This window comes from Alteromonas sp. Cnat3-28 (assembly GCF_022348265.1).
GTDB classification, from domain to species: domain Bacteria; phylum Pseudomonadota; class Gammaproteobacteria; order Enterobacterales; family Alteromonadaceae; genus Alteromonas; species Alteromonas macleodii.
Genome location: NZ_JAKREY010000011.1, coordinates 106,926 through 130,175, shown reverse-complemented (window position 1 = coordinate 130,175; position 23,250 = coordinate 106,926). Strand labels below are relative to the sequence as shown.

Sequence of the window (23,250 nt, the reverse complement as noted above, 5' to 3'; positions counted from 1 at the left end):
GATTTAAATCTAGTTAAAAAAAGTAAACAAAATGTGATACTAATATGGGCTAGAACGGGTGTGGTTATTAGCGGCTTTGAGTTGCTATCAACAATCACTTGTTTGATTTAACGCGTTTTAAAAGACGTGATACTGGTGTGGCAAAAAACAATAGAATAATAAAAACAATTTTTCACCTGTGTACCCTGCATGACAATCGCCGCACCCAAAATAAGAACTTTGGGAAAAACTATGAAATTAGCATCAATAGATATCACGTTGTTCGTGGTATACGTCGTCGCGCTTGTCGGAATTGCGTGGTGGGTTTCTCGCGAAAAGCAGGGTCATCAAAAAGACACAAATGATTACTTTCTAGCGGGCTCAAGCTTGCCATGGTGGGCAATTGGCGCATCACTCATTGCCGCCAATATCTCAGCCGAACAAATCATCGGCATGTCGGGGTCAGGTTACCAGTTAGGGCTTGCCATTGCGTCTTATGAGTGGATGGCCGCCATTACACTGCTTATTGTTGGCAAGTTCTTCTTACCTATCTTTCTTAAGCATAAAATTTACACCATGCCTCAATTTCTTGAGCAGCGATATGATCATCGCGTGCGCAAGGTAATGGCAATATTCTGGCTAGGTGTTTATGTTTTTGTAAACCTAACGGCTGTGCTGTGGTTAGGTGCATTGGCCATCAATACCATCGCGGGTGTTGATATGGTTTACGGCATGATGTTCTTAGGCCTTTTCTCGTTAACCTATTCACTTTACGGCGGTCTGAAAGCGGTAGCACTCACCGACATTATTCAAGTCGTGCTGTTGGTTATTGGTGGTTTGTTCCTGTCGTATACGGCGTTAAACCTAATCAGCGACGGCAATGGTGCCATCCAAGGTTTTGTTGACCTTACTAACAAGCTCCCTGAGAAATTCGACATGATATTGTCAGAAGACAACCCGCACTATATGGACTTGCCGGGCATTTCTGTATTGATTGGCGGTATGTGGATCATGAACCTGTCGTATTGGGGCTTTAACCAGTACATCATTCAGCGCACGTTGGCGGCAAAGAGCGTTCAAGAAGCGCAAAAAGGTATTGCGTTTGCGGCTTTCCTAAAACTGCTAATGCCGCTAATTGTGGTATTGCCAGGGATTGCAGCAGTGCTAATTGTGCCAGGCTTAGCTAAACCGGACCAAGCATACCCAAGCCTAATGACGCTGATGCCTGTTGGCCTTAAAGGTATTATCTTCGCAGCCTTGGTGGCGGCGATTGTGTCCTCGCTAGCGTCGATGACAAATAGCGTTTCTACTATTTTTACCATGGACCTTTATAAAGATAAGCGTCCAAACGAGTCGCAGCAGCATTATGTGAAAGTGGGTCGTATCGTAAGCTTGGTCGCGCTTATCATTGCTATGGTGGTGGCCAAGCCGCTGTTGGGTAATTTTGATCAAGCATTCCAGTATATCCAGGAATTCACGGGCTTCTTTACACCAGGTATCTGCGCATTGTTCGTTTTAGGTATGTTCTGGAAGAAAACCACAGCAAACGGTGGTCTATTGGCCGCATTAGGCTCATTTGTTTTAAGCATTGTGTTTAGACAATTCTGGCCTGAACTGCCGTTTATTGACCGTGTTGGTCTTGTGTTCCTGCTTTGTGTCGCTTTAGCTGTGGTTGTTTCTCTGCTAGAGAAAAAAGGTGTCAGTGAAAACGCTGTCGACCTAAACGAAGTGCAGTTCAAAACCACAAGCGGATTTAATGTAGCATCTATCGCTGTAGTTATCCTTACAGCGGCGTTTTACATTACGTGGTGGTAGCAGACAAGGAAGGGCGTTTTTAATCGCAACGCCCTTGCTAAAATTAGCTAAAAACAACGCGAAAGTTCAGAAGACGCTGACAATAAATTTTGTTAAGTTCTAGAACGTGTTGCAGTTAGTAACGTAAACCTGTGGCGAAAAACTTCAATTTTCCCTCATAAAATACGGTATACTAACCGGCTAATATTCGATGAACTTTCGCGCTTGCTGATGTCTTATTAAGAAGAGTTATACAGCAAGCCACTAAAAACGTTACAGGAGACATCAATGGCAACGAAAGGCGTTAATAAGGTTATTCTTGTTGGAAACCTTGGCAATGATCCTGAAGTTAGATACATGCCTAACGGAAACGCCGTTGCGAACTTAAGCCTAGCAACTAGCGAAAGCTGGAAAGACCAACAGGGTCAGGTTCAAGAGCGCACTGAGTGGCACCGCCTTACAATGTACCGTCGCTTAGCAGAAATTGCCGGAGAGTACCTGAAAAAGGGCTCGCAAATTTATGTTGAAGGTAAATTGCAGACGCGTAAGTGGCAAGATCAACAAGGCCAAGATAGATACACCACTGAAATTATCGTAGACCAAATGCAAATGCTTGGTGGTCGCGGTGGTGAAGGTGGCGGCGGTAACGGTGGTTACCAACGTCCTCAAAACAACCAAGGTGGTTACAACCAGGCGCCTGCACAAGGCGGTTATAACCAAGCGCCACAGCAAGGTGGTGGCCAGCAGGGCGGCTACAACTCAAACCAAGGTGGCGGCTACAATCAAGCGCCTCAAGGTGGCAATCAAGGTCAGCCAAAGAACCCACCAATGGCTGAGCCAGATTTTGACTTCGACGATGACATTCCGTTTTAAGAAAAAACTGTTCACGTGTTGAAAATATTCTAAGAGCCGCTTTAATAGCGGCTCTTTTTTTGAGCTAAGTTCGCCCAATTATGAGATTGGTGCCCGCCATTCTTCCCCCGATTACCTTAAAATAATTTCATCATATTCCCATTGTTGTTTTCCCATAAACGCGATGAGTGAGCTTTAAGAATTACGTGTAAAAGGTTGGGTTTTTGCAGTGTCAGTAGTAGTAACCTTGGTGGCTTTTGTTTTGTTGTGTCTTAAAAGCAGTGTGTTGTTTGCGCAAACAGACGGCGAATGTGAAGGGGAAAGCTGCGCCTCCAAAAAGCCTACAGTAGTATGGTTGCGACCACCCGAGCTTGGAATTGAAGGCAGTGGTGTCAGTATCACTTCAGGGCCAATCTATGACGTCATGGCGTACCTCTCTACACACCTGCATAACTACGAACACCAATTTGAAGCTTATCCGGTTAAACGTGCATGGTCGTTGGTACAGCATCAACAATCCGCGCAAAAAGTGTATTGTTTTTATGGCGCCGCTTACCAAGAAGAACGCGCTGAGTGGGGATATTACTCCCAGCCAACCTCTATAAACTTACCGCTACTCATTGTTGCAAGAAACGCGCTTCAGCCTTCATTGAAAAATGAATTAGATACCGCGCAGCCTCAGCCAACGCAGGAATATTTTGAGTCCATTTCTTTACGCGCTCTGCTTCAGCAAAATTTGAGAACGGTACTCTACAACGATGTGAATAACGTATACGCCGATACTGTTGAGCAATGGGCTACAAAAAACAATGTGGTTCGTTTAAATGGGTTAGGCAAAGACTTAGGCATGCATACCATCGCCCTTCTGGAAAGTGGGAGAATAGATTTTGGCTATGTAGGGCACCGCGAGCTTTCAGCATTACCAGAAGAAGAACTCGATGCGCTTAATGTTTATCAAATCAGTGAACTGTCCCAGCAGCTAAGAGGAACAAAACGCTTACTGTGTTCTAAGAGTGAGCTAGGACAAGCGGTAACGAGTGATCTAGACAGCGCGCTGACTCACATTACATCTACGCCTATGACGAGCCAAACCTTAAGAGACATTAATTTTGTGGCAGATGGATATCCTTTATTTCTTAAACCGCTTTTTGATGAAAGGTGGAGTAAAGTTATGCTCAACGAATCATGTGATAGTGCGACTCATTTGGAGCTATACAAAAATCTATAGTTCAGCGTGACTCACTAATCAGGTGAGTTAAAAAGTTATCCTACGTGACGCCAACCCAATCCGCTTTTCCAGTCATCGCGCCTGAATCATGGGTGTTCCCGTACTCCATTTCCAAACTCATCACTTTAGCAAGAGGTTGGAAATGGAGGAGATACGTACGGTAACTTAGCTTATTCCATCTTCACCAGTGCAATTTCACCCACTTCAATACCACGCCAACTGTTTTTAGGTGCGCGTTTGAGTGGTGGTAATATAAATTGAAGCCCTGTGATCTGGTGAATATCCAAAGGGGATTGCTCTTCAAATGGCCCCATAGTAACTGGCATAAATATAGGATACGCTCGAGTTAATAAGGTCGCAGTGGGTTTTAGGGCCGAAACAGGAAGAATCAAGGTTTTCCATTCGTCACTTACAGTAAAATCAGTGCCGTAAGCCAGCCCATCGTTAGCAATAACGCCAAATTGCAACCTGTCGCTTTTGCCTAATGAACGAACGCGTAGTGCAATAGCATTATATTCCTCTAAGGAACGATCTATCAAAGTGGCATTCTTAGGTAGATCCGTACGAAGTAATGGACCACCAGTCTGTAGGTTATCGTCAAAGACTTTGAGCGTCACTGTTTCGCCTTCCAATATGGCCGAAGAGGCCGGCCAGCTTACAGTGTTTTGCGGAGGTACAAACGTCCCTCTCGCTTCGCTTGGATCAAAGAGAAGTACAGGACTGCCTGCAGGTTGCAATAATGTGTGAAAGTAAGCGCTATTTAGGAAATCCCAATCCTGTGGTTTGCCAGGTTGGTTATCAGGGTAGGTTACTGTGATATCACCATCTGTAACGGTAAAGGCGTATTCCAATTTACCAGACAGTTTCCACATATCGTCATTCTCTAGTGTGACGTGGTAAAGCCCTTTATCTTCTTGTTGCATTGGTAAGGTAACAAAGTCACTATGACCCTCATAACGTATATTTAAGGTAACAGTGGTGTTGGGTGTCACACTTTGTACCGCGGCAGTGAAGGTCAATGCCTCGCCAAGATTGCGCTGACGTTGGGGTTGGTGAGTCACGATGGTTTCACTTGGTTTGATTGGGGGTAAGTAATAGGCCGTGTCGATGTCACCTGAAGGCTTAGCCTCTGACGCAGATACCCAATATACCCCAGGCGCGACAGCGAAATTACCCCCTGAAGCCTGAGTTTGATAGTCGTTGCCTTCATTGATGCCAGTGACGACAAAGCGCTGGCCTAGACCAGGTAGAGAAAGGGTCATACTATTAGCTTTGACTGATAGGCGGCTCACTTCACGGTTCAGACTGGAGTTCTGATGAGGATCTTGCAAACTGATCACATCGGGAAATACCTCTAATCGCCATTGTTTGTCGCCCTGTTTATCTAAAAAGTAGGCGCCAGAGCCTGAGTAATTAACTAACTCAGATGAGCCAACCCCAGCAATGTGAGTGAGGCTATCGATATCTTTAGGGCTGCGAGTGGTGCTGTTTGTGTAATAAAACTGTTTAGTATCATCGAACACGGCCAAGTCAGCGAGGTAGTCCAGTGTTGTATGATGAAATTGGTTACTCTGGGGGTAATCTGGAGCTTGATAGTCTTGGGGTAAAGTACGAAACTCTTCACCGGCAATCATCAGACCTATTGCTTTCGCTGGCGTATACAATAAGTTTAAGTAGTGCGTATTGTAGTCTGAGTTAGTGTCTGCAATTACCGCAGGGTCGTAAGCGAACTGAGTGGCCCATTGAAACCCTGCGTCGCGAAAACTGCGCGCCATCGCTGGATAGGTCACGCTATTAGTAATATCCGCCGCGTCAAATTCGTAAATCATACGCGCTTTATCACTGCACCCGCTGATATCGCTAAATGGGTTGGTATACGTTGAAACCGCAGGCAGTACATTGGTATTCAACGCACTGTATTTTAATAAACCAGTGGGATACCACTGATACGCGATACCATCTATTGACGTGTTACATACCGCTTTGGCAAAGTCTCTCTGGTCACCTTGTTCACTAATGTTATAGAACAAAGGCTTGGTAACACCTGCGTCTTTAACAGTTTTAATTAAGGTTTCGATATACGCCGCACTCTTTTGTGGGGCTAAGCGATGTTTGGGCTCATTAAAAAGCTCAAAGGCGATAATTTCAGGGTCGCTACCAAGGAGTTGCCCAGTGTAACGGTTTTTGTGCGCCATAAACTGAGTCAGATAGCGCTGCTGGGCGGCAATAAGCGCAGGCTTTTCATTCATATCGTTTTTGCTGTAGCCCACTGCAAATCCAGGCTCAGCGGGATCTGGTTCGGGATAGCCCGTTCCCCACCATGCAATGGGAGTGATGATAGCGCGAATGCCATGCTCTTGAAGGCGCATCATCAGATAATCGAATAACTCAAGATATTCATTGTCGATGAGATTGCCTTCTTTATCGCTGATGGCTTTGTCCCATACGTGAATGCGATAGGCATTTAGCTTGAGCCGAGCCATATGGTCGACGTCTATATCGATAGCGACTTTGTGATCGATTCCACGCCGAGCGATAGCGCGATAACCATAGGCAAACGGTGCACTGTAGTTGGCACCAAACAAGTAGACTGGGTCGCCGTTGTCCCATAACAACCGACCGTTTTCTACTGTCACGGGGGTAGGGGGTAACGTGGTATTGGTCAAACTTACTGCGCTACTTGAGCCTGCTGTAGTTAAGCTCATAGTAGCCAAAACGATTGAGGTTGCGAATATTTTTGAGAACATCTTAACTTTCCTACCAGTTAGGCTTCACGATAGCCGTTAGGGTTAGACGACTGCCATCGCCAACTGTCTTTCACCATGTCTTCTAAGGTGCGGGTGGCTTGCCATCCCAACACCGCTTTGGCGTGACTTGAGTTGGCGTAACACTGTGCCACATCGCCAGGGCGACGGGGGGCAATTTGATAAGGGATAGGTCGGTTACTTGCTTTCGCGTAGGCGTCTACCATCTCTAGCACTGAAACACCACTACCTGTACCTAGATTAAAGCAATGACTACCCGGTTTACCATACAATTGCTCCAAAGCGCGAACATGCCCTTCCGCTAAGTCACATACGTGTATATAGTCGCGCACTCCAGTACCATCACTGGTGGGGTAGTCATCGCCAAATACAGCCAAATGGGAGCGCTTGCCCACGGCCACTTGTGCAATAAAAGGCATTAAATTATTTGGGATACCACTTGGGTCCTCTCCAACCCGTCCGCAAGGATGAGCGCCCACTGGGTTAAAGTAGCGCAAAATAATACCGTTAAATTGAGCGGTGGAAGTCGCAAAATCTTGTATGATTTGCTCTACCATGAGTTTACTTCTGCCGTAGGGGTTGGTCGCGCCCACGGGAAAGTCTTCCACAATAGGTACAGTTTGCGGGTCGCCGTAAACTGTCGCTGAAGAGCTAAACACTAACGTTTGTACGCCAGCCTGATGCATAGTTTCTATTAAAGTCTGGCTGGCAATAACGTTGTTTCGGTAATAAAGCATAGGTTTTTCAACAGATTCCCCCACTGCTTTTGAGCCGGCGAAGTGAATGACGCCATCTAAGGTGTGCTCTGAGAAAACACGTCTGAGCAGCTCTTCATCCCCCACGTCACCCTCATAATGAGGGATCTCTGTATCACAAATATCTTCTACCCGCCTTAGTGCTTCGGTGTGGCTGTTTGAGAAGTCGTCAATTACCACAACAGAATGGCCTGCTTCAATTAACGCGATACAGGTATGTGAGCCGATATAGCCAGCACCCCCAGTGACTAATATATGCATGGGTCTTTCCTTACTTTTCAAGTGACAATGTTGCAGGTTTTAGACCTTTGGCAGTAACCGTGATTTCGGCGTTTTTAAGTGTTTCACCGATTTCAATTAATAAAGCACCTTCTCCCCGTGATGTCGTAATGGGGCTCTGATTTAATAATCTAATATCGCCTTCAACTTCAGCATTCAACTCGATATTATTTGTGCGAACAGGATTGCCCTTAGCATCTACCATTTGTGCGTATACAAATACTTTGTCTTTCACGTAGGGAGTAGGAGCAATACCTGAGGTGTCGAGTCGTAGTGTTAACGCAGTAGCTTGCTCAGGTGTGGTGACGCTATGACGGGCGACAATTTTCTCACTAATAAGCGCTTCAGCACGCAATGTACCAGGCTCGAAGTTGTCTATTGTGAAGGTAAAGGGAGGATGCGCTAAGTGCGTACTCAAAGCGTCAGTGTCGGGGCTTTGCGTCGCAATTAAGCGATCGTTGAGGTAAAGTGCGACGCGCTCGGCATTTGAGAAAACGCGCACATTAGTGCTTGACGTTTCATCCCAATTACTTGCGATATACACCATGGGACCGCTTTCAAATTGCGGGGCCTGTTCGTCTGCATTCCTTTGACTTTGGAAAAAGTAATAGCTGAATTTAGGCTGGCGATAAATACTGGCGATACCCGAAGCTTCAATGTCATCGGCGTAGCCGCGGTTATAATCAAACATGACCCAGTAACCGTCTGCAAAGGCGGGTACGGTAAAGTTGTCATTGTGGGCTTCTTGAAGGTTCTTTGCCTGTTGCAGCAGGCGCTTTTCACCACTATTTAGTAATTGACGGCTAGTGCGTTCATCTTCCTGCAAATCTTGCCAGCTATCCTGATTTAAACCCGCGTTTTGCGCGTAATATTCCCAGTCCCCGTACTCAGATACAATGTAAGGGTCTATGGGTGTTTCGTAATGCTGCAGTCGGTGTTGGCGGGCTTGTACAAAAATATCGTAGCCGAGTTCCCATCCTGCGGAATAGGCGCCAGGGTATTCGGCATGTACTGTATCAGATAGTGCTGCGATAAATTCGTCCGGCATATCTGATTCGTTTAACGAGCACTCCCATGCAATGACGCTAGCGTGATTACGGTCTCGGCGTAGTAAATCAGCACACGCTTTTAAGGTATGAGCTTCGAACTCTTTAGTAGGGTTGTAATATTGCCAACCCAATATTGCATCCAGTAACACTAAGCCCAATTCATCCGCCGCCTTCATAAATGCTGTTGAGTGAGGGTAGTGGGACAGTCGAACGTAGTCGAAACCCGCCGATTTGATTTTTACGGCATCGCGGTAATCAGCCTGAGCAGAGGTTGCGTAGCCAACAAACGGATATTCCTGGTGGCGGTTGACACCGCGAAGAAAGGTTTTTTCACCGTTTATCAGTAGCTCATTTTTATCATTGAAGACAAACGAGCGAATACCGATGTTTCGCGATTGATGTTCTATAGTTGTATCGTCATGCGACAATACAGTGTCCAGTGTGTATAAATTGGGGTGCTGAGGAGACCATAAGGCAGGTTCAGTTACTGTAATTAACTGATTAAAATGACGCTTTTCACCTGCCGGCAGAGTGTATTGTTGGCTTACCTTGTGAACGTCACTTCCATCAAATGACAAAGTTTGGGTTAGAGTAAAAGTTTTTTCTTCACCGCTGGTGTTAGCTACATGTGTTTTAATGTTTACTTCAGATTTCACTTTCTCGACTAAAGGGAAGGTGACAAAAACACCGCCACCGGCCACTTCGTTAGCATGCATCTCATCAGTAATCATCAAGGGATTTTTTACCAGAAGATTAACATCGCGATATAAGCCACCGTAGGTATTAAAATCGAGCAATGTAAGTGGCTTCGGGCCTGTAACGTCATTGTCACGGTTATCTAAGCGCACGCGGAGGGTATTCCTTCCTGACACCAGGTAAGGGCTTAAATCGAAAGTGAATGGTAAATATCCACCTAAGTGAGTACCCACTTTCTCATCATTAAGCCAAACCTCTGTAGCATTCATTGCTCCCTCAAAACGAATAAACACCGCTTGCTCAAGCCACTCTGCTGGCACTGAAAACGATTTTTGATACCAGGCAATACCTTGCCACTGGTCATTTACCACTTCAGGCTCTAACTGGGGAGTGTGTGGAAGAGCAATAGTTTCCCATGCTTGAGTTATTTGCTCAGGCGTAATCGCCTCATCCGCCTTCTTAAATTGCCAGTCTTGATTGAAAGGAACTACTTCACTTAGAAAAGGCGATGAAGAATGCGGTGGATTAGAAGAAGACGTGAAGGGCTGGCACGCGCCTAACCACAACAGACAACAGAGTAAAAAGCTAAATCGGGAAATAGAAGTCATTGCTCTAGCCTAGATGAATTTAAAAATAGACAAGCCTAGTTGGCTTAAACGCAAAAAGGCACTGCCCTTATATGAAAGAGCAGTGCCGATACAACGCACTTACATCGCGTATTGGAAGCCTAACAAGTAACGGCGTCCCCATTCAGCGTATTGACGTGGTCGGGTAGGGTCGTTGTCAAAGTATGACGTAGACGCTTCATTCGTTAGGTTCTGACCTTGTAACATTACTTTTAAGTTTTCGGTCACTTCGTAGGCAATGCTGGCATCAACCGTGGCTTCGTCGTCTATAGTGAAAACGGCACCTGGATCCCAGCTACCTACGCTAGTGTATGCACTGCGGTAGTTATATGACACCTTCGCATCAATACCTGCTTTGTAATACCAAAGAGTTAAACTACCTACATTTTTAGATAAGCCACCCATAGTCAATGGGTTGTTTTCAGGCTCAAACTCCGTCACGTTAGTATCTGTATAGCTGTAGTTGGTATAAATGCCCAAGCCATCAAAAGGTTCTGGCAACATGTTAAACGCTTGCTGATACATCACTTCAACGCCGCGAATCTGACCACCATCACCGTTCACAGGGCCGGTAAATTGGTAACTTTCACCATTTATATTAAGTGTATCTGTAGCTGCACCAACATGACTCTTTAGGTCTTTAAAGAAGAGTGACACGGTAAGAGCAGCATCTTCAGCAAAGAAATATTCATAGCCCAGGTCAACTTGATCCGCGATGAATGGATTTAGCTGGGGGTTACCGCCAGAAGCAGTGTTAACCGTAGAAGATGTGTTAAGTTGTAAGCCTGTACGCATTTCAATGAGAGGCGGACGAGATATAGCACGTGAAAGTCCAAAGCGAATTTGCGAATCTTCCGTAATGTCAAAACGTAAGTTTAGCGCAGGCAGCACCTCACTATAGTCATGGTCAATCGATACCGCAGTTAGCTCTCCCCCGTCAGCTTGCTGAAAACCGGATGAAGTAGATTCGGTACTGATGTATCGCACACCTACATTACCCGTGTACGAGATACCGCCAATTTCACCTAACAGATTAAACTGAACATACAATGCTGTATTAGTTTCTTGAACATTCCAGCTATTAAGTATATCGGCATTAGTCTGAGTATGCTGGTTGCGGTTATCTATCCCGCCAAACGCTTCCTGCGCTACTTCTGACCAATTTCGTATGCTGTAAAGCGCAGGGACGTCATAGCCTTCACCAAGCTCGTAAGTAAAGGCGTCTACATTGGCACTACTATTGGCTACACTTTGTTGCCAGCTAACCACATCATTGTCTTTTTCTCTATCTGTCCAACGCCCGCCGAAGCTCATGGCATCAATAATTCCCCACTCGACTGGCCGAGCGAAATCAAGCTTGGCAGTGATCATTTCATCTTCTAACAGGCGGTCGTTGTCCACTTGCATGTAGTTAAGGCCGTAATCTGTAGCATCGCTTATGTCATAACCGGTGCCAATTGATAAGCGGTCAGTGGTAGTGTCCCAGCTATAGTCCATGCCATTTGCATCCGCATCAGCATCCCAATACCACGACTGAATATTTACCCAGCGCGAGGTAATTGACGCTTCTGAGTAGCCGATATCCGCGTTAACTTTCCATACATCGCCAAGCCATTCAGCATTTAAGCCTGTACTGACGAGTTCGTTTTTCTGGAACCAAGTAGAATTATTTGCAGTGTGGCTACCGCCCCACAACATTCCACCTGAAACGATTTGTTCTGAACCATCGGGTTTAGTTATGATTTGCGGCGGGTTGCTGGCATTTGAAACGTTCCAGTTATTTAAGCCGCCCCAGTTACCCCAACCGTCGAACCAGATTTGATCTTCTCGTTCTTCAATATCAAATTTGGAATAGAAGAGGTCATATTTTAGTTCTAAACTTTCATTTGGTAGCCATTGAAGTACTGTCATTGCACCAACTCGTTGGTTGTCACCTCCTTTCGTAGCCGTCTGTGCTCCCCAAGGGGCCGCTTCAGAGATGCCATTACCATTAACATCACCTTGTTCAGCCTGAACATTATTGTATTCCCACGAGGTAATATCTTTTTGTAGAGAGGGTTGGTCTTGAACGGCAACGCCAAACGCAATACCAAATGTATCTGAAATAGGGTCGATATAACTGAAATTAGCGCGATAACCTTGGGAGTCGGCTGTGGGGATATCGTCTGCTAAAGGATAATCCATCAAGTGCCCGCTGATATTTACTGACCTTTGATCTTTGGTCAACGGTTCTACGAATTGCATGTTAACCAAGCCTGAGATACCCCCTTCAATATTACTTGCTAAAGGGCTTTTAAAAACTTCAACTGAGCTAATAAGTTCCGCAGGGAATTGTTCAAAACGAACACTACGGCTTGGTTCACCGCTAACTATTTCTCGGCCATTCATGGTTGCAAGGTTTAGACGCGGCCCCATACCTCGAATAGAAATCTGACTCGCATTTCCGCGATCACGGTCTGCTGCAATACCTGGTAAACGCGCGAGGGCATCAGTGATTGTCACATCGGGGAGTTGTCCCAAGTCATCTGTGGAGATAATTTCTACCGTCGAATCAGCTAACTTCTTGTGCTGTAGTGAACGGGTTAATGTGCTACCGAAACCACGGACAGTGATAACTTCGGTTTCGTCGATATCAGCTTGTTTATCAACATCGGCCGCTTCTTGTGCTGAAGCAATGCTGATATTTAAGCATTGCGCTACCGCAAGTGCAGTCAAACCTAACTTGAATTGTGTCTTCATTCTATTACCCCCAAGGTAAATTTTTTAATAGTGTCTTGAGTCGTGTCGAGTGTGTTTTTAGCGTCCTGGTAGGCGATTGTAGGGATGGCTACCATAAACAGTAACAACTTTATAACATAGTTGGGTAAACGTTTACCATAAAAATATTGAGAGAAATTGAATGTTTTATAGACGGTAATAAATAGTAGGCTGTAAACAAAGGAGGCTGTTGAGGTAAGTTTGAACGCTGTACGCTAGATTTTTAGCGCTCTGTAATGACTTTTTGAATGAAGAGGCTTCACTTCAATACAGAGCTCTCAGGTCGTTTAGAGAACAGTGCGGTATAGGAGGAAGGAAAACGATAATGGCCTAATAAAAAACCAATATTAGGGGTTATCGCTTTCCTTTGTGCCAAATAGGAGAGCCCGATTTGGTTTTCAGGGACGCTCTAACGCGATGTCCGCTACAAATTAACTACAGCGGATACGGTCGACGGCGGCTTTCCAACCATCATAGGCTTGATCACGTTCTTGCTTGGTCAATCTTGGAGTGAAAACGCTATCACTCTTCCAACAATGGGTTAAATCGTCGATTGAATTGAAGACACCAGCCTGTAATCCTGCTAAGAAGGCAGCACCAAGAGCGGTGGTTTCCGTAATTTCAGGGCGCTCTACTTCAGCGCCCAATATGTCTGAAAGAAAGCCCATAACCCAATCATTACGCGACATACCGCCGTCTACACGAATAGTTGTGGGGCGAGCGCCATCGCTTTCCATTGCTTTTTGCAGGTCCTTAGTCTGGTAGCAAACAGACTGAAGTCCCGCAGCAACGATTTCGCTAATGCCTGTGTCGCGGGTTAAACCTAAAATTGCGCCACGAGCATCTGGATCCCAATAAGGTGCGCCTAAACCAGTAAATGCCGGGACAAGGAACACGCCGTTATCTTGTCTTGCTCGCTGTGCAAGTGCCTCCGACTCGGCGGCATCGTCGATAAGCTTCAGGCCATCTCTGAGCCATTGAACGGTTGCGCCGGCCATAAAAATACTGCCTTCAAGCGCATAAGTCGTTTTGCCGTTTAAACGATACCCAACGGTGGTGAGTAATCGGTTTTTCGATTGCAAAGGGGCGTCACCAGTGTTCAATATCATAAAACAGCCGGTACCGTAGGTGCTCTTGGCCATGCCTTTTTCAAAGCACGCTTGGCCTACTAATGCTGCTTGCTGGTCGCCTGCTACGCCTTGGATAGGAATAGCTCTGCCTATGATGTCTTCTTTCGTTACACCAAAGTCAGCCGCACAATCCATCACCTCGGGTAGCATTGAGCGTGGGATATTGAATTTATTAAGTAATTTCTCATCCCAGCATTGGTTATTGATGTCGAACAGCATTGTACGCGAGGCATTGGTGGCATCAGTTTTGTGTGACTCACCACCCGTTAAGCGCCATATAAGGAACGTGTCTACGGTTCCAAACAGCAGCTCTCCGTCCTCGGCTTGCTGTCTTGCACCTTCTACATTGTCTAATATCCAAGCTACTTTTGTGGCAGAGAAATAAGGGTCTAACAGAAGCCCTGTCGATTCAGTAATGTGTGAGACGAGCTCTTCGTCTTCACTTAAATCTCGACAAAGCTGGGCTGTGCGTCTGTCTTGCCAAACGATAGCCGGGTAGACAGGCTCACCAGTGTTTTTATTCCACACTAAGGTTGTTTCGCGCTGGTTAGTGATACCAACGGCTGCGATATCTGATGGTGTTAATGAACATTTATTGAAAACTTCTTTGAGGGTAGAGACAACGCTTTCCCAAATTTCCTCTGGATCATGCTCAACCCAGCCATCTTTCGGATATTTTTGAGAGAATTCCTGCTGTGCAATAGCGTCTATACTGCCCTTTGGAGAAAAAATGATGCTGCGAGAGCTTGTTGTACCTTGGTCAATGGCAAGGATATGTTGTCCCATAAGGTCACTCCTGAAGATAGTTTTCATAGAGTTTGCATCATTTACACAGGATTAACAATGCTATATTTTCGAAAACGAACATTGGCGTTTCGTTTTGTTATGGGAACATTGAAGTTAAGCACGTATAATTGATGTAATTTTCTAATTCTGAGGACTCGTGATGAATCAAACGCAAAGACACGGAAAAATTGTTGGGCTTATAAAGCTACATGGTTTTATGTCTATTGATGATTTGGTCAGTGCTTGCGAAGTTACGCCGCAAACAATCCGCCGAGACCTTAACCAGCTTGCCGAAAATGGTGTGGTGAGCCGCTATCATGGTGGTGCTGGCCTTAACAGAAGTTGGGAAAACACGCCATATCAGGAAAGGAAAACCCAAAACAGCGAAGTCAAAGAGAAAATTGCTGAAGCAGTGGCTGCGATGATCCCCGACGGCGCATCGTTGTTCATTAATATCGGTACGACGACGGAAATGATTGCAACTAAGTTGCTCAACCACAAAAATCTTCACGTGGTAACCAACAATATTCACGTTGCTACCATTCTTTCGGCTAAAGAGGATTTCTCCGTCATAATTGCTGCCGGTGAAGTTCGCTATCGCGATGGCGGAATCATTGGCGAGGCAACCTGCGATTTTATAAGCCAGTTCCGCATGGATTACGGCATAATCGGTATCAGTGGTATTAGTTCGGACGGTGCACTACTTGACTTTGATTTCAGAGAAGTGAAAGTGTCCCAAGCCATTTTGGAACATACTCAACACGTTATATTAGCTGCGGACTACAGTAAGTTTGAACGCCGCGCAATGGTGGAGCAGGGGCACATTTCACAGGTTGATTGCTTGGTTTGTGATAAAACGCCGCCGCCCAGCATAAGCAAGATAATCGAAGAAAATAACATCACCTTTGTCAAAGCGTGACCATCTATTTACCATAGTTTTCCACTACTCTTAAACCTGTTCTCGGTTTTGGTCGCATTCTACTTTGTGGCAGCCTTCTTTAAACATTACGCACTGTTGCCGCAAGCGCTCTTACACACCACGTATTTTTCAATGTAAATCAGTCAAATATTGTAGCGATTGGATTTGTTCATTCCTTTTAATTACGAATTTTAACTTTCTTTAATGTTCGTAAATGTTCGTTTTGTGTTGACATGTTTTCTTTTTGCTTGTCAAATAGACAACCATATGAGGATATCCATATAAATACCACTAGAGGCAATGTATGAGTCAAAGCAATCAAACTGAACAGACAGTCGACGTTTTAGTCGTTGGCGGCGGTGTTAACGGCGTAGGCGTCGCGCTTGACGCTGCGGGACGCGGGCTTTCGGTTGCTTTGTGCGAGAAAGGCGACCTCGCAGGCGCAACGTCTTCTTCTAGCAGCAAATTAATTCATGGTGGACTTAGGTATTTAGAACATTATGAATTTCGCTTAGTGAAGGAAGCGCTGGCAGAACGTGAAGTGTTGTTGAAGAAAGCGCCTCACATCATGTGGCCGCTACGTTTTCGTTTGCCTCACCAAAAGCATTTACGCCCTGCGTGGATGATACGAATTGGTTTATTCCTCTATGACTCGCTGGCTAAGCGCAATATGTTGCCGCGCTCACGTAAGCTAACGACCACCAGTGAAAGCCCGCTGGTTAGCGATATTTCAACGTGTTTTGAATACTCAGATGGTTGGGTAGATGACGCACGCTTAGTGGTACTAAATGCACTAGCTGCCCAAGATCAGGGGGCGAAGATATATACGCGTACTGAATGCGTTAAAGCTGAAAAGTTAGATAATTTGTGGAATGTGGAGCTTAAAACGTCTCAAGGGAAAACGTTTACAGTTAAGGCCAAGTCAATTGTTAATGCGGCTGGACCGTGGGCAGTATCGTTTCTAGATCGCTTGGTAAATATTCACAACCCCAATGCGATGCGCATGGTAAAGGGAAGCCACTTTGTCGTTCCCAAGCTATATAACTCTGACGAAGCGTACATTTTACAAAATAAAGACGGGCGTATTGTATTCGTGATCCCTTACGAAGGTGATTTCTCACTTGTGGGCACGACAGACGAAGACTTTAAAGGTAACCCGTCAGACGCTGCAATTTCAAACGAAGAGACTGATTACTTAATTGACGTCGTAAACAACTACTTCAAGTCCAAGATAACACGCGAAGATATAGTCCATACTTACAGTGGCGTGCGACCACTCTTAGAAGAGAAAAACGCGTCAGCACAAGAACTTACTCGGGACTATAAAGTAGAGCTTAAGGGTGAGGCTGGAAAGCCCGTATTACTTAATATCTTCGGCGGCAAGATTACAACCTATCGAAAGCTTTCAGAGCACGCGGTAGATAAACTTGTCTCATGTTTCCCGAAAGCGAAAAAAGCGTGGACCAAAGAAGTACCGCTACCAGGTGGTGCATTTGAGAGTCAAGAATCGTTAGTTGCTCAACTAACTTCCGAGTTTTCTTGGCTGGACAACGCTATCGCTGAACGCTACGCAAGACAGTATGGTTTGCTATGTTATAAGTTTCTTAAAGGTAAAGCGTCAGTCGATGCTATGGGGACTCATTTCGGGGCTGGTATGTATCAGGCAGAAGTTGATTACCTTATAGAGTGCGAGTGGGCTTGTTGTCTAGAAGACGTGATTTGGCGCAGAACAAAACATGGATTACGCTTGGACAAAGCCCAACAGGAAGTGCTGTCCTCTTATATCTCAACGAAAGTTTCTGGCGCAGTTCAATCGGATGAGTCTGTGGATGCTGTATTGGCAAGCGCCTAACCCGTGAAAAGGTACGCATTAGAAGGAGCCATCTTTGCTTGAAAAGCGATAAGATGGCTCAATCGCCATTGATTAGCTAGCCCAACAGGATAAAGTAGACGACTTAAAATGAACATGGACGTGATAAACAATACTTCCGTCAAGGAAGTCGTACTTATTAGACACGGTAAGCCTCTCTCGGCGCATAATGACAAAGTAAACTCAGCTCAATATGCTCAGTGGGTGCGTAACTATGATAAATCGATACTCGATCCAACAAGTCACCCAAAGCAGAAGACCCATATCGACGACAGCTACATTGTGGTTAGCCCGTTACTAAGGGCTAAATTGTCTGCGGCTTATTACGGCGCGACTCAAATTGATGAAGAGTTGCCCCATCTTAAAGAAATGGATATTCCTTACTACAAACTTCCGTTCACCTTGCGCAGTTGGCACTGGGTCGTCTTAAGCCGTGCATTATGGTTTATAGGATTTAAAGGTCGATTTGAAAGTTTCAAAGCTGCCAAGCAAAGGGTTAATCTTGTTTCCGAGCGTATTGAAAAACTGTGTGAGAAACACGAGCGGATAGTGCTATTCGGGCATGGTATGACTAACTATTACACCCGAAAATCACTCATAAAAAATGGCTGGCAATTAAAGCAAAAAGACGGTGATTTTTGGGGAATTACGATATTGCACAAGCCGTTGCCATAATGCTGAGTCTTCGTTTTTAACCAAAAATTCTTAAGGTTTATTTATACCTACTTCATTTTTTCTTCAAAATGTCGATAAAATAGAACAATGCCTAACAAGCGCTAACGACTTGAACAAAGGCATGGGGAATCGACAATGAATAAAACCAACAAAAAGAAACCTTCCACGTCTAATGTTTTTAAAGCGGCTATTGCAGCTATTTTTGCAATTACCCTTGGCGTTACTATCAACTTTCTTCATACCGACGAGCAAGACACCACAACAATCGCCTTTGCACTAAATCTAGATACGTTTAAGCGTCACGTCGTCTCGTCTCACTGGCAATGGCGAGTACGCCAACCCACTACTATGATAATGCTGATTCACTACAATGAGTCGGGCAAAGAAACGAACCGTACTCCGGTGCGAATGAATCACAACGGATGGCCGACCGCTGAGCTTTCTAGTGAAGGGTGTGAAAAAATATGGACGTCGCTAGTGGCGACACCACTGCGCGTGGACGGCTTTAAGATCCATGCAGACTATTACGCTGAACTTGAAGAGAACGAAAACAACTATTGGTGTCGCTTCAGCTTGAGCAGCGGCGCGTATTTCGACTATTTTCCTGCAAACGGAACAGTAACAAATTTAAGCGATTAAACTGGCCACATAAACGAACACGCACAATATAAGCCTATACTTATGTAGGTATTTGTTCTATTTAGATAATTAGTCTACTTTTGAGTTAATGCCATGTTACTCATTGGCGCCATAAGGTATTGTCGATTATAAGATAATACTCGGCATTAACGAATTAAGTAGATATATGCTTTCACGCTTATTTTCTTCGAAAAGTAACAAAACTAGCGTCACTGTAGGCGTATCGGTCTGTGCTTCTGAGCTACATATTGTGGCCATAGAGCGCAGTGGCGACGCTGTTTCACTTAATTCTGTTTCTTCAATTCCCTATGATCAGCATCAGCCTCTCAAGCAACAGCTATCGGCGGCGTTAAGCCCGTTTGCTAAGTCGACATGTAATGTTTCTATAGTGCTTTCACAGGATATGTACCACATGGTACAGGTTGATAAGCCAGAAATGGCAGAAGAGGACATTACAACGGCGTTGCCGTGGACTCTCGGAGAGCTGGTTCCCTATGAATCAAGTAACATGGTTTTAGACTATGTCGATTACCCGGTTAAAAGTCGAACTGGCGGCCAAAAGATAGATGTGTTCGCTGCCGAAAAGTCCTCACTTGCTGCCGTCGCAGCGAGCATGGCAAAAAAGAAAGACAAGCAGCTTACACATATCCACACCAAAGAAGTGTTAGCAACTGAAATGGTGCCAAATGATGACTATGCGCGACTACTCATCATCCAAGAGCCCAACAGTGAACCGTTTTTAATGATAGTACGCTCTCAGGCTATCTGGTTGGCACGTCGCTTACGTGGATTTGTAAGCAAAGTTAATGAGCAAACAGACCTGTCACAGCTAAGTGATACATTGGGATTAGAAATTCAACGCTCAATGGATTTCTATGAGTCGCAACTTAAGCAGCCGCCTTTAAAAGAAATTCTGTTTAAAACTCAATTTGATTGCGTGCCAGTGATCGAACGGCTGAAGCCGTTCCAGCCCGCTGCCATGAATGTCTTTACTCCACAGCTTAATTTAGCCGATGTAGTTGAACCTACCTGCCACTTTGCGTTAGCAAGTGCACTTGTTGCAGCGAGAGAGGTGGCATGAAAAGAACGATAAACCTCTATCAGGACTCCCTAAAACCAAAGAAAGAGCGGTTACCATTCTCGAAGGTACTTTGGCTGAATGGCGCGGCAATAGGTGTCATGTTGGTAGTGGTAATCGCGCTCAATATTACGTTGGGGGCGAAGCAGAAAAAGTTAAATGAAAAAACAAACGCGATTAGCCAATTGAATAGAGAAATTAAAACCTTAAGCGCTGCACTCGAGAAGAAACGAGACACCCAGTCGCTTCAGCAACAGCTTGAAAAGGTGAACGCCAAAATCGAAAACCGAAAACGTCTGTTGGCGTATCTCGATAGCGGAGAGTTGTCATTTGACGCAACAAAGTACGGCGAGGTGATGGACGACTTGGCTAATTTCCACAATCAGAACCTATGGCTGACGAGTATTGATATCGATACACAAACCATTCGCCTGTCAGGCCAAACCTTGGCGCCTTCATCTATACCTGTGTGGCTTAAAAAGTTGCAGCAGTCTCCGTTTTTCCAAGGTAAGTCATTTTCTTCAGTGCAGTTTGATGAAGTAGACGGCAAAGAAAACGTGAAACAATTCTTGATATCCACAGATTTTGAAGGAGACGCTGATGAATCAGTACCAGCAGCTCTCTGAGAAATTCTCCGCTCTTGAAAGCAGAGAAAAACAGCTAATTACATGGGTGAGTTTTGGTCTCATTATCTATCTATTCTTCTGGTTCGGTGTTTCGCCTGCACTTGATGACTTGTCTGCAACCGATAAAGCAGTCATCAGAAAGGAGAGCGAGCACAAAGTATTGGTCATTCAAAGAGATGCTATTCAAGAAGCGCTAACCATCGATTATACAAAGCGCACGCAGCTAGAACTCGATAAGGCCAGAAAAGACCTACTATCAATTGATGAGGCACTACTTTCACTCAATGAAGGGTTTGTCGCAGCCGATCGAATGCCCGAGCTGCTTATGACGCTTCTAAACGAAGAAGACAACGTACGCTTAGTGAATTTTAAGGTCGAGCCTACCGAAACAGTACGCTTTGGTGACGGTGAGTCTCAAAGCACACCGTTTTACCGTCATAACATGCGCTTAATTATTGAGGGAAGTTACTTTGACCTGCGTAGCTACTTAGCGCGCCTTCAAGCCGCGCCCGAAAAAGTCGTAGTAACAGATTTTGCTTACAACGTTGAAGCTTACCCAAGCGCCACGTTAGCACTGGGGTTAGCAACGGTAAGCAATAATGAAACCTTTATCTCGCTGTAAGGAGAGAGTGTGAAACGGTTAAGAATTGTGGTCACAGCTTTAGCGATAGCAACATGCTTACCTGCAGTTGCGTCTGTCGACCCGACTAGGCCTGCAATCGCCAGTGCATCAGTGTCTAGCAATGATGATGCTGTAGCAGGAGAGCTAGCACTTCAATCTATCTTTAAACGCAGTACAGGTTATAGCGCCATCATATCGGGTAAATCTTACCGCGTGGGCGACACACTTAACGAATACACCGTATCAAAAATTAACCCCAAGAACGTGGTTATCACTGACGGACGTCAGCAGAAAATACTAAGAATGTATGCATATGAAATTAAAAAATAGCCTCATTGTTAACACATTGGTTTTGTCTGCCGCGTTAGTTGTGGCAGGTTGCCAATCTTATGGTGTTGGCGAGGAAGTAAAACCTCATATTCGCGATGAACTAGCACGTTCTCAGAATACGACATCAAGTAAACCAACACCGCCCCCGCAGCTTAATCAAGAACTGCTGGCAGAGGTTGCCCGTTATCAAGCGTTACCTGCGCCAACATCACAGAAAATGTTTGCAGTTTCTGCTAACAATGTAGACGTGCGTCCGTTTTTCGACGCGTTAGTTGAAGACACACCCTACAGTGTCGCCGTTCATCCTGCTGTGTCAGGGCAAATTAGTTTAACGCTCAAAGAAGTGGCGTTAGAAGATGTGTTAACCATTATTTCGAGAATGTATCCGTTAGACGTGTTTTTGGAAGGAAAGGTAATTCAGGTTATGCCTTCTCAACTAAAGACGGAATCTATCCCGGTTAACTTTCTTATGATCAAGCGCTTCGGTGTATCTAACGTAAGCGTTATTGCCGGTGGGGTAAGTGAGCAAGACCAAAACAATGGTGGCAACAACGGTGGAATTAACGGCAATAATAATATTAGCGGGAACGCGCTAGGTGGTCAGGGTGGTTTTGGAGGCCAAGGCGGACTTGGCGGCAATAACATCCAACAGCTCAATGGCTCAAACATTCAGACTACCAGTGAAAACGACTTTTGGAGCGATTTAAAAGAGGCACTAAAAGTACTGGTCTCTCCAACAGAAGGTCGCCAAGTTGTGGTTTCACCCCAAGCAGGCTTAGTGACCGTTCGAGCATTGCCCAGCGAAATCGCAGTGGTGAAAGACTTTTTAAATCAAAGCCAAGAGAGCTTACAGCGACAGGTGGTATTAGAGGCGCGCATTATTGAAGTCACGCTAAACGACGGCTATCAGCAAGGCGTGCGCTGGGATCGTATTGCAAGCGGCTTGACGGGCGGCCTCAATTTCGGACTTAGCGGAGGCGCTGTGGCCGGTAATTATTCGGCAAGTGCACTACAACCCGTATTAGATACAAATGGCCAGCCCGTATTAGATACAAATGGGCAGGTGATTTTTAACAATGTGATTGACTCCCCCATTAATGCGGTTAACGGTATCGGTAATATTATTTCGAGCGCGATTGGCGGTGTATCGTCTTTGCGGATTGCTCGTGGCGATTTTGATGGCGTTATCAATTTGCTGCAAACCCAAGGCGACGTCCAAATGCTTAGTAACCCTCGCGTAACGGTAACTAACAATCAGAAAGCCGTTATAAAAGTAGGGCAAGACGAATACTTTGTCACCGATGTGTCGACCAGTGAAGATCAAAGCGCGACACAAACCGAAAACGAAAATGACATCGAACTTACCCCGTTTTTTTCAGGTATTGCCTTAGATGTTACCCCTCAAATTGACAGAAGCGGCTCGGTTATATTGCACGTTCACCCATCAGTAACGGAAACGGCAGAGCAGACTAAAGTCATTCAGGTGGGCGATCAGCAAATCTTGCTGCCACTGGCACAAAGTAATATCCGAGAGTCAGATACGGTAATTCGTGCCCGCGATGGAGAAATTGTCGTGATTGGCGGTTTGATGGAAACCGTTACCAGTGAGCAAGAATCAAAAACGCCTTTGTTGGGCGACATTCCATTCATTGGTAACGCGTTTAAAAACAAAGCCAAAACGCAGAGTAAGCGCGAGCTGGTGATCTTGATACGCCCATCAGTTGTGCAACCGGACACGTGGGAAAAACAACGTCTTCGCACTCAGTCATTACTTGATCAGTGGTATAGAAACTAA

At 45.2% G+C, this 23,250-nt stretch carries 17 protein-coding genes; 12 read left to right on the top strand and 5 right to left on the bottom strand.

Features of this window, described 5'->3' with window-relative positions; translation table 11 throughout:
- Window positions 1-231: 231 nt before the first annotated feature.
- The 3 genes from MHM87_RS12910 (at window position 232) to MHM87_RS12900 (ending at window position 3,853) form a co-directional block, all read left to right on the top strand.
- Window positions 232-1,794, top strand: coding sequence for a sodium/sugar symporter (locus MHM87_RS12910; RefSeq protein WP_239259429.1), 1,563 nt, complete (start codon window positions 232-234; stop codon window positions 1,792-1,794).
- A 267-nt stretch (window positions 1,795-2,061) separates the two neighbouring features.
- Window positions 2,062-2,646, top strand: coding sequence for a single-stranded DNA-binding protein (locus MHM87_RS12905; protein ID WP_039217393.1), 585 nt, complete (start codon window positions 2,062-2,064; stop codon window positions 2,644-2,646).
- A 208-nt stretch (window positions 2,647-2,854) separates the two neighbouring features.
- Window positions 2,855-3,853 carry a hypothetical protein gene (locus MHM87_RS12900; protein ID WP_239259427.1) on the top strand — a complete coding sequence of 333 codons (999 nt, stop codon included), beginning with the start codon at window positions 2,855-2,857 and terminating at the stop codon, window positions 3,851-3,853.
- A 170-nt stretch (window positions 3,854-4,023) separates the two neighbouring features.
- On the opposite strand, the gene MHM87_RS12895 is transcribed toward MHM87_RS12900, so the two are convergent.
- From MHM87_RS12895 to glpK, 5 genes are all read right to left on the bottom strand, one after another.
- Window positions 4,024-6,600, bottom strand: a complete 2,577-nt coding sequence (locus MHM87_RS12895; protein WP_239259425.1) for a CIA30 family protein — start codon at window positions 6,598-6,600, stop codon at window positions 4,024-4,026.
- A gap of 17 nt (window positions 6,601-6,617) precedes the next feature.
- The gene (galE, locus tag MHM87_RS12890) at window positions 6,618-7,634 is read right to left on the bottom strand and encodes a UDP-glucose 4-epimerase GalE (RefSeq protein ID WP_239259423.1); all 1,017 of its coding nucleotides are present in this window, start codon (window positions 7,632-7,634) and stop codon (window positions 6,618-6,620) included.
- Between the two features lie 10 nt (window positions 7,635-7,644).
- Window positions 7,645-10,005: a sugar-binding domain-containing protein gene (locus MHM87_RS12885; RefSeq protein ID WP_239259421.1), complete on the bottom strand. Its 2,361-nt coding sequence runs from the start codon at window positions 10,003-10,005 to the stop codon at window positions 7,645-7,647.
- A 99-nt stretch (window positions 10,006-10,104) separates the two neighbouring features.
- Window positions 10,105-12,762 (bottom strand): TonB-dependent receptor, encoded by a 2,658-nt coding sequence (locus MHM87_RS12880; RefSeq protein ID WP_239259419.1) that lies wholly within the window; start codon window positions 12,760-12,762, stop codon window positions 10,105-10,107.
- A gap of 449 nt (window positions 12,763-13,211) precedes the next feature.
- Entirely contained in the window at window positions 13,212-14,696 is a 1,485-nt protein-coding gene (gene glpK, locus MHM87_RS12875; RefSeq protein ID WP_014947887.1) for a glycerol kinase GlpK, read from the bottom strand.
- 160 nt (window positions 14,697-14,856) lie between these two features.
- Here glpK and MHM87_RS12870 point away from each other — a divergent pair, with 160 nt between their 5' ends.
- The 9 genes from MHM87_RS12870 to mshL all read left to right on the top strand — a co-directional run bounded on the left by MHM87_RS12870 (window position 14,857) and on the right by mshL (window position 23,250).
- Window positions 14,857-15,615: a DeoR/GlpR family transcriptional regulator gene (locus MHM87_RS12870; protein ID WP_239259416.1), complete on the top strand. Its 759-nt coding sequence runs from the start codon at window positions 14,857-14,859 to the stop codon at window positions 15,613-15,615.
- A 304-nt stretch (window positions 15,616-15,919) separates the two neighbouring features.
- Window positions 15,920-17,467 carry a glycerol-3-phosphate dehydrogenase gene (gene glpD / locus MHM87_RS12865; RefSeq protein WP_156077746.1) on the top strand — a complete coding sequence of 516 codons (1,548 nt, stop codon included), beginning with the start codon at window positions 15,920-15,922 and terminating at the stop codon, window positions 17,465-17,467.
- A 114-nt stretch (window positions 17,468-17,581) separates the two neighbouring features.
- Window positions 17,582-18,160, top strand: coding sequence for a phosphoglycerate mutase family protein (locus MHM87_RS12860; protein WP_239259449.1), 579 nt, complete (start codon window positions 17,582-17,584; stop codon window positions 18,158-18,160).
- A 135-nt stretch (window positions 18,161-18,295) separates the two neighbouring features.
- Window positions 18,296-18,799 carry a hypothetical protein gene (locus MHM87_RS12855; RefSeq protein ID WP_239259413.1) on the top strand — a complete coding sequence of 168 codons (504 nt, stop codon included), beginning with the start codon at window positions 18,296-18,298 and terminating at the stop codon, window positions 18,797-18,799.
- 166 nt (window positions 18,800-18,965) lie between these two features.
- Window positions 18,966-19,880, top strand: a complete 915-nt coding sequence (locus tag MHM87_RS12850) for an agglutinin biogenesis protein MshI (RefSeq protein WP_239259410.1) — start codon at window positions 18,966-18,968, stop codon at window positions 19,878-19,880.
- Window positions 19,877-20,503: a PilN domain-containing protein gene (locus tag MHM87_RS12845; RefSeq protein WP_239259408.1), complete on the top strand. Its 627-nt coding sequence runs from the start codon at window positions 19,877-19,879 to the stop codon at window positions 20,501-20,503. Before MHM87_RS12850 ends, MHM87_RS12845 begins: the two co-directional genes overlap by 4 nt.
- Window positions 20,478-21,125 carry an agglutinin biogenesis protein MshJ gene (locus MHM87_RS12840; protein ID WP_239259406.1) on the top strand — a complete coding sequence of 216 codons (648 nt, stop codon included), beginning with the start codon at window positions 20,478-20,480 and terminating at the stop codon, window positions 21,123-21,125. Before MHM87_RS12845 ends, MHM87_RS12840 begins: the two co-directional genes overlap by 26 nt.
- A 9-nt stretch (window positions 21,126-21,134) precedes the next feature.
- Window positions 21,135-21,455 (top strand): agglutinin biogenesis protein MshK, encoded by a 321-nt coding sequence (locus MHM87_RS12835; RefSeq protein WP_239259404.1) that lies wholly within the window; start codon window positions 21,135-21,137, stop codon window positions 21,453-21,455.
- On the top strand, window positions 21,439-23,250 hold the full coding sequence (gene mshL / locus MHM87_RS12830) for a pilus (MSHA type) biogenesis protein MshL (protein WP_131137490.1): 1,812 nt from the start codon (window positions 21,439-21,441) through the stop codon (window positions 23,248-23,250). The genes MHM87_RS12835 and mshL overlap by 17 nt, the downstream gene beginning before the upstream one ends.